The sequence below is a fragment of the Carboxylicivirga sediminis genome, from assembly GCF_018156225.1.
Taxonomy (GTDB): domain Bacteria; phylum Bacteroidota; class Bacteroidia; order Bacteroidales; family Marinilabiliaceae; genus Carboxylicivirga; species Carboxylicivirga sediminis.
Genome location: NZ_JAGTAR010000028.1, coordinates 75,337 through 83,714, shown reverse-complemented (window position 1 = coordinate 83,714; position 8,378 = coordinate 75,337). Strand labels below are relative to the sequence as shown.

At 39.7% G+C, this 8,378-nt stretch carries 5 protein-coding genes and 2 pseudogenes; 5 read left to right on the top strand and 2 right to left on the bottom strand.

Annotated elements, in window-relative coordinates; translation table 11 throughout:
- Positions 1-730: 730 nt before the first annotated feature.
- Positions 731-1,429 (bottom strand): hypothetical protein, encoded by a 699-nt coding sequence (locus KDU71_RS16805; protein ID WP_212192255.1) that lies wholly within the window; start codon positions 1,427-1,429, stop codon positions 731-733.
- A 320-nt stretch (positions 1,430-1,749) separates the two neighbouring features.
- A pseudogene (locus KDU71_RS23435) lies at positions 1,750-2,004 on the bottom strand (phage integrase SAM-like domain-containing protein); the annotation flags it as partial.
- Positions 2,005-2,785: 781 nt separating this feature from the next.
- Here KDU71_RS23435 and KDU71_RS23430 point away from each other — a divergent pair.
- From KDU71_RS23430 to KDU71_RS16775, 5 genes and pseudogenes are all read left to right on the top strand, one after another.
- Positions 2,786-2,938: pseudogene (locus tag KDU71_RS23430) on the top strand (HepT-like ribonuclease domain-containing protein); the annotation flags it as partial.
- 439 nt (positions 2,939-3,377) lie between these two features.
- Positions 3,378-3,689, top strand: coding sequence for a hypothetical protein (locus KDU71_RS16790; protein WP_212192254.1), 312 nt, complete (start codon positions 3,378-3,380; stop codon positions 3,687-3,689).
- 878 nt (positions 3,690-4,567) lie between these two features.
- Complete coding sequence (locus KDU71_RS16785) at positions 4,568-6,322, top strand: polysaccharide lyase 6 family protein (protein ID WP_212192253.1); 1,755 nt, start codon at positions 4,568-4,570, stop codon at positions 6,320-6,322.
- 45 nt (positions 6,323-6,367) lie between these two features.
- Positions 6,368-7,366 carry a PKD domain-containing protein gene (locus tag KDU71_RS23220; protein WP_212192252.1) on the top strand — a complete coding sequence of 333 codons (999 nt, stop codon included), beginning with the start codon at positions 6,368-6,370 and terminating at the stop codon, positions 7,364-7,366.
- Between the two features lie 111 nt (positions 7,367-7,477).
- Positions 7,478-8,185 carry a FadR/GntR family transcriptional regulator gene (locus KDU71_RS16775; protein ID WP_212192251.1) on the top strand — a complete coding sequence of 236 codons (708 nt, stop codon included), beginning with the start codon at positions 7,478-7,480 and terminating at the stop codon, positions 8,183-8,185.
- The last annotated feature ends 193 nt before the right edge of the window (positions 8,186-8,378 follow it).

The window sequence follows — 8,378 nt, the reverse complement described above, 5'->3', positions numbered from 1 at the left end:
GTCAGGGGGGCAGTTTTTCCGATTAGTGCCTGCTAAATTAGAATTTATTTTGGGATGCACATACTTATGTTGATAAAAGATGGGGTGGAGTTGATGAGTGGGAGGTAGTTGGTGGTTAGTAGTTATTAGCCAGTAGTTAGTAGTCAGGGGTCAGTAGTGAGGCAGAAGGCAGAAGAGTTTTAGTTAAAAGTGGATAGTGAGAAGTGAGAAGTGAGAAGTGAGAAGTCAGTAGCCAGTGGTGAGGCAGAAGAGTATAGATTAGAGTGAAGAGTGAAGAGTGAAAAGTGAGAGGCAGAAGGTAGAGTTGTGGGTTTGGGGTTTAGGGTTCTGGGGTTACTGGTTTTGGGTGTTTTTGGGGGCAGAAGAGTGGTGAGTAGTGAGAATGGGTGGAGTGCTTATTCACCCGCTTGATTGGGGTTTATCCCCTCTTGGGCGGTTTGCCTTCCCTCGGGAGCAGTTTATCCGGCCTCTTGAGGCCGATATTTGGCCAATGGGCGGCCTAATCAGGCCTGTTATTTGGCTTATTGAGCCTCTTGAAGATAAAAACCGGGGCAATGGGATGCTAAAGCCAGCCTGTTGTGCAGTATATTGAGCCGATGGAGATAAGGAATCGTCCCTTTGGACGGGTTATTTGGCCGGTTGGCATATAAAATGCCCCGATGGACTTGTGTTGAAGGCCTCGGGGCTAATAAAATAAAGGGTTTGGCGCTAAATACAATCAATAACTGTATTAACCCTTATAGTTGTTGTAGTACTTTTCACGTCTGTCTTCATTTTTCCAGAAAACATAACGTCCGTATTCCCGCACTTTGCTCACCCGTTCCAATAAGAGGGTATAGGCTTTATCGCGCATCAGTTTGGTGCGGCTGCTTTCGTCAGCCGAGCCATTGGCCTGGGCCAGTAGTTCCGATAGGTGATGCGAAAGAGTGCGTGCCTCTTGCAGGCGTGTGGCCTCAATTTTAATCTCAGTCAGTGGAGCAGGATTTTTCTCGCCTAATACAGCCAGCTCTAACAGGTCTTGTATCATATCAATCCGTCCGTTACCTTCGTTAATGCGCATTACCTTGGCTAGCACATCGGCATGGTTGCGGTAGGCAAATTTAAAATGATGCAAGAGTTCGTCGCGCTCGTCAAAAGCCGCCGGCGCAACTGCCAGCCATTCTTTCTGTGCTTCCTGGCGGGCACGGTATTCACTCATCCACTCGGCCTGGCAGTGTCGTAAGGCTCCTGCCAATGGGGTTAATTCGTCAATGCTGCTTTCGGTAAGACCTGCAGCCACAAGGGCTTCTTTGTCTTTGGTGGCTTCCACAGCCAGGGTTTCGGCACCTGCGACAAATTCATCTACAGGTTGGTTGGGCAGTTTAACCGCTTTATTGGGCACTGCTTCAATGGGTTCTTTCCATGCGTTAAAATCTTCGTTGTAACTCATGTTTAAACTATTTTTAATCCTATATTGCAAGCTCCGCCGGCCTCCTCTTCCAAAGCGTGACGCCAATCTTGCCAGGTTGATGACCAGCCGGCGGTTTACTTCGCAACATTTGTCATAAAAATAGCTTTCTTAAATAATTAGTTAACATTAGATGTGGAATAGTTTGTTTAATTACCTCCAGTATTTGATGAATGATTTTATATTTATGATGAATGAAATATTTCGTTGAGTATTGTCTGTCGGCATCTATGTATTTGAATGAGTGGGGGAGTGGTGGTTCGTTTTAAGCGTAGGAGAGTTGTTGCTGTTATTCATAAGAGTTAGTAAATATACTGGCGTTTTGCTCCAGACTTGTTGATGCTACTTACATTGCTGGCGTGTTCTAATTTTGTTTTAAACTGATAGTATGGGCTCTTCTGAATGTACCTCATGGAAACAGCTAAATTCATCACTCTTTTGAGGTGTTTGTGGTCATTGCAGGCTGTATTCTGGTGGACGCCATATACGGCCTTCAAATGCATGTCAAATTGGTTAAGGAAATTGTCGTCAACAGCTGTTATTGGAATATCTTTTTTCGAAGCTAGTGAAAATAAAAAAAGCGCTTAAAACATTCGTTTAAGCGCTTTTGGTACTGGATGAATCCAGTGTGGTACCCGAGGCGGGACTTTTGGTATGCCCGCAACGCTTATATTTTCAGTAAGTTATGGCTGTCAAAATAAAGTGGTCGTCAAATGGTCACTTTTGATATAATTGACTACAAACAAAGTTAACTTAAATAGCTCATAGATAAAAGTTTCAAATTCAAAATAGATCCTCTAACAAATAGTTTATTCCCGACCAAGGTGAAAATACCAGATTTTGTATGTTTGGGAAAAAGAAAAGCATGTATTTGGATAAGTATATAAACGAGATCAGTAGCTTGTGTCGGGAACATAAGGTTAAGACCTTATATGCTTTTGATTCCGTATTGATAGACCAGTTTATTGCTGATAGTGACATTGATTAGGTTATCGATATTAATTCCAATGATCTGCTAGATTACGCAGAAAACTACTTTGACTTTAAGTTGCAAGAGCTGATTCGAAAGCCAATCGACTTGCTTGAGGAGAATGACATTCGGAACTCACGTTTGAAGAGTAATATTGAAAGCTCAAAAAATTAAAATTTATGAGGCCTGAAATATTAACTTAGTTGGAGGATATTAAGCGTTCTGTTGATGAAATTTTTGATTTCTACCTGAAAAGCGTGACTACCTTGAATTTGAGAATTGTTTAAAAACAAGAAAAGCGGTAGATTGCAACCTTGAGCTTATTGGAGAAGCATTAAATCGAATTTTAAAAAGTTGAGCCTGAATTTCCGATTTCAGATTCAAGAAAGATTATAGATACGAGAAACAGAACCATTCATGGATATGATAGAGTATCTGCAGATATCATTTGGGTAACTGTAAATAAGTACCTTCCTGTTTTAGAGTCAGAAGTTGACCATCTTTTACAAGAGAATTTTTAAGAGCATTTTCTATTCATCTGCCAATAGACAGAGCTCCCTCACAGAAGAAAATCAACAGGGCGAATGCCATGTTGTAATTGTCTCTTTATATTGTTTCTGCCGTATAGTGTATCGCTCCTCCGAAAGAATTTAAAATAGCACTTTCGCTCACTTCAAGGGCGACATGTTTGGATGGCGTTCATTTACCCTTGCGGGAGAAGAAAGGGTTATTAATTTTTGAAGGAGGAGGGAGAAACGGGAGGTAGAATGAAACTTGATAGTTTTTTACCCTCTTTTTTATAGACGATAATCTTCATCTTACTACGATAGTTTTTTGAAAAATGACGTTCAAATTAAGAAAATCATACTATCTGAATTGATTTTGACTGTTTTACTAATTGTTTAGTAATTAGTGTGTAGGAATTTAATGAGGCAGAAATAACACTCATAAACTACCCGTATGAAACTCAAAGAATTATTTAAAAGCCATGCCTTTTTATACATGCTTCAGCAAAGGTGTGACCGGTCGTGGTTTGACGCAAAAGAGTTCGGCATAAACGCGCCAAAATCAATCAAAGACATTTTCTTTCCCATCGCACAGACCCGACAGCAGAAAGCTTGGTATTATTGCGTGCCGCAAAATTACAAGCCCTTTGCTCTGTCCGCTCAAAATCTCTTTGAATTGATTTCTCTTCCCGTCGCACGAGGCCTTTTATTCCGCTTCCTTTTGCCAAACCATGACCTTTTAAATATGGGTGGCTTACGCATGTAAAAAGGCCCCAATATATGCACTATCAGATAAAGAAAAGGAGGTTTTGAAATATCTCTTACGAAGTGGATGCAAGATGTGTTTTTAGGTACCTAAAAACGGGAGGACTTGCCCGGTGGGACTGAAATGAATAAGAGCAGAAAATTACGTACTACCTTAATCATTGCAAAAAGAAAATACACCAAGCAGCGTCGTACTATATTAATTAAGAAATACTTGACAAAATATGCATCAACCTGAACAAGTGGTACACAAGCTCCATGTCTATAATGCCTATATACTGACTGAGAATTATGAGCAAACCTACATGGCGTGTTTTGAGCTTCAACTGATATGTGTCAGAAGTATACAATGAGGTACTTTTAAAAATGGATGAGCGGGCTAAAGTTCAAGAAACTATTTATTTCAAGTGTTGTTCGTGATAACAGTTTCCTTTTGTTTCTATTTGATCCCTGAAAATAAAAGCTTTATAGATAGTGACCTTCAATTAAGATACCTTAAGCAATCAACAATATTAATATGGAGGTATCCGGTCGCTGGATACTGTTTTTAATGTTTATCGTAATGCGGAGACGATAAGAAAAATAAGAAAGACAGCTAATATTAGCTCGACTTATCAAGGAAATGCATTAATTGGTAGACCAGTTTTGTGGAAAATTAAAATTCATTCTAAATAAGAAACTGGATTTCAATCATAGTGTAGGATTTAGGCATGTTATTAGAACTTTATGTGACTTTAAGAACTTAAAAAATAGATGTTGAAATTTGCACATTAAAAGGATGTTGTTTAAATTGGTCGACCAATTAGATGGTGAGGCAGTAATTTGGAGCTCCAAATTTACCCTTTAATCAACCATTGGATTGTTAAGAGCCTAAGTTTTATGAATAGAATTACTGAAATGAAAATGGTTAATCCTTGGAGATTGACAACTTGCTTAGCTAGCACGCATGTATGGTTGCTAGTGGTGGGATTTTTCTTTTTTATTAATGCAGGTGCCACCAACTACCTGGTTAACTCGGCGTCTGAATTAAATAATATAACTTCTCAATTATTACCTGGTGATACCGTCAAACTTTCGGCCGGAACGTGGCAAAACGAGGAATTACTTTTTACAGGTCAAGGCACCAAGGCAAGTCCTATTGTACTTACTACAGATATAAAAGGGCAAACGCTTCTTACCGGTGCTTCTCAGTTGGTTATTTTTGGCGAGTATCTTATCGTTGATGGGCTGCGTTTCGAAAATGGCTACAGAGAGGACGATGCAGTCATCGAATTTCGAAAAAGTTCATCGGAATTATCTAATAATTGCCGGTTGACCAATACAACAATTATCAATTATAATCCCTCGGATAAAGATACAGATTATAAATGGGTGTCGGTTTATGGTGGATATAATCGCGTTGATCACTGCCATTTCGAGGGTAAAGCACATTCCGGAACTACTTTAGTGGTTTGGATTACTGATGAGCCGAATTATACACAAATCGACCACAATTACTTTGGTGCCCGTCCGGCATTGGGATACAACGGAGGTGAAACCATTCGCATAGGAACCAGCACAAACAGTATGAAAGAGTCACGCGCTGTAGTGGAATATAACCTTTTTGAAGCGTGCGACGGTGAAATCGAGATCATTTCCAATAAATCATGTTTTAATACCTATCGATACAATACTTTCCGCAATAATGATGGCTGTTTAACACTTCGTCATGGGAACGATTGTGAGGTGTATGGTAATTACTTTATAGGTGGGGATAAATCATCTGGTGGTGTACGGATTATTGGTGAACGTCATAAAGTATACAATAACTATTTTGAGAATCTACAAGGAGATGACTACCGTTCAGTGATTTGTTTAATGAATGGCGTGCCTAATTCGCCATTGAACCGATATTTCCGAGTGAAAAATGCCGTTGTGGCGTTTAATACCATCGTTAACTGTAAAATGCCATTAGCTATTGGAGCTGGTAAAGATGATGAAAAAACTTTAGCACCAATAGATTGCATTATAGCCAATAATGTGATGGATAAGACAACGGGCGATGCTAACATAACTCTGGAAGATGAGCCGGTTGATATGCTATGGGAAGGAAATGTTGTGAATGCAAACGCAAACGATGAACCTGTCAGTTCAGGTGTTAACTATCAGGATCCATTGCTAGAGTATCAGGCCAATATGTGGCGTCCCGCTTCAGTAAGCCCGCTATTGAATAATGCCAGCGGGCAGTATGAATGCGTTACACTTGATATTGAGCAGGAAGAGCGTTCTGCCAGTAAAACAATCGGCTGCGATAATGGCAATATTTATGCAGGCTGGCAGCCATTAAGCCAGGATGAGGTTGGGCCATATTCTTCAGAATCAGAAGAAGAAACCGGTATTGCGGCTTTTGAGCAAGTAGATGATATGGTCGATGTGCAGCGAGTAAAAGGACGGTATTGGTTTCGGATTAATAATCACCAGTATTTGCCTGTGTCATATCTGATTAGCGATATGAATGGCAAGCTGCTTAAGCAAGGGCTTTTACAAAATGAAATAAGTTTTTTGGCGAATGGCATGGGGCTGTACCTGGCCGTGTTTCAGTCGAGTGGCAGATATATTCAGTCGCACAAATTGCTAACTGCCAACTTTAATTAGTAACACTTTAAACCATTTTGAATCAATAATAATAAATCTAGAGTTATGAAAAAAAACACAAGAAAATGGTTACAACGTTCAACACTGCTTCTGATGGCCGGAGCAATGGCAGGCTTATTTTCGGCCTGCGGTGATGATGTAACTTATTTGTACAAAGAAAACAACTCGCCCGATGCACAGTTTAGTGTAGAAGCCAGTGTTTATGATGTTGAGATTGCGAATGCAACAACATCAGCAACAAAATTTAGCTGGGACTTTGGCGATGGTGCTACAAGCACAGAAGAGGCTCCGGGAACACACACCTATGCTTCGGATGGTGTTTACACCATTACACTTACAGCTGAAGACAATAATGGTTTGGTTTCAGAGCAAGCGGTTGAGGTAAGCATTCCGTACTTAAGTTTTAATGTCACAGATGTTACCTGGGGAACCGTAACATTTAATAATAATGATGTAAATGCCAGCTCATGGTTGTGGGATTTTGGTGATGGTAACACCAGTACTGAAGAAAATCCCGTGCATGAATATGCATTCGAAGGTAAATACACCGTTAGTTGTGTAGCAACTGCAGGCTCTACCACCAATACCTATATTGAAGAAGTTGAAACGGAAGGAGCGGCTTTCCAGAATCCACTATTCGATGGCGACAGAGGCCTTTGGAGCATCGATGGATCAAGCACTTACTCAGGTAGTGGTTCGCCCACTCCAATTTCAGGAACAGGTGCCAAATATGGTAAAGACACACAATACTTGTATCAAACTGTGAAAGTATTCCCTAATCAGATGTACCGAGTTTCCTTTTATGCAGCTATCGACGATAAGGGTATTGAAGGTTATTCAGCTCCACTTGCCATTTATGCAGGCGAAGGAACAACTGGTGCTAAACTAATTGATGCCAACCTGGCAGAAGAGGTTAATAGCAATACATATACTGCTCGTTCATTTGACTTTACAAGCGACGACAGTGGTTTTATAACGTTTCATGCTACTTATGGTGACGTAACGGTGCGTATATGTACGATTGATATATCACCGATTCAGTAAAGTTAATAAATCACCTAAATTCTATTGTATAAACTGGTTGTGTGAGCAATGGATTTTGAGTAGATTTGGTTGACCAGTTATTGGAACGGCAGATTTTAAAAAGAACAAACAATGGAATTACTAGAAAATTTCAAAGCAATAGAAGTAGAAACACCAGTTGATAAGATAATTCGACAGATAAGAGGGTTGATTGTAGCCGGGTATTTAAAGCCGGGTGATAAATTACCGTCTGAACGAAAGCTATCCGAAAAATTGGGTGTTGGAAGAACTTACATACGCGATGCCATCAAAAAATTAGAATTTTTGGGTATCCTCAATACACTCCCTCAGAGTGGGGTGGTGATTAATGGGGTAGATATTTCAGCCATGGAAGGTTTGCTCTCAAACGTTATGAAAATTGAGAAGCCTGATTTCTTTTCATTGGTGGAAACGAGGGTAATGATGGAGAAATTTTCGGTGCAGCAGGCTGCCATGCGTCGTACCAATGAAGATCTTGAAAAGCTAAATTATGCCTTAGAAGCATATGAGAAAAAAGTTAAGCAAGGAGTTCCTGCTGAAAATGAAGATTTTACATTTCATTTAAAAATAGCCGAAGCGGGCCATAATTCGGTTATTAAAACAATGATGTTAATTATTCTGCCCGATATCCTGAGTATTTATCGACGGGAAAATGTTTGTGATGATTCTAAATTTGAGAAAACCATTAAAGAGCATCACATGATTATGGAAGCGATTAAAAATCAGGATGCAGCCGCAGCCGATCTTAATATGTCAGCGCATTTAAAAGATGTACTTAATTTCAGTAAATCCAAACTATAAAAAAGATAACAATGCTATCAGACTCTGGATAAAAAAAATAGTGCGCTTGCACGCACTATTAACACCAATACAATTTCTTGGAAGATGCTCGTGTTCAGCCTAATAACGTGGAAATTAAAGGTTGTTTAGAGCCCGTATTGTGTTTATGCAAAGCTAATAAAAAATCTATTTTTTCTAATAGTCGATAAGAATC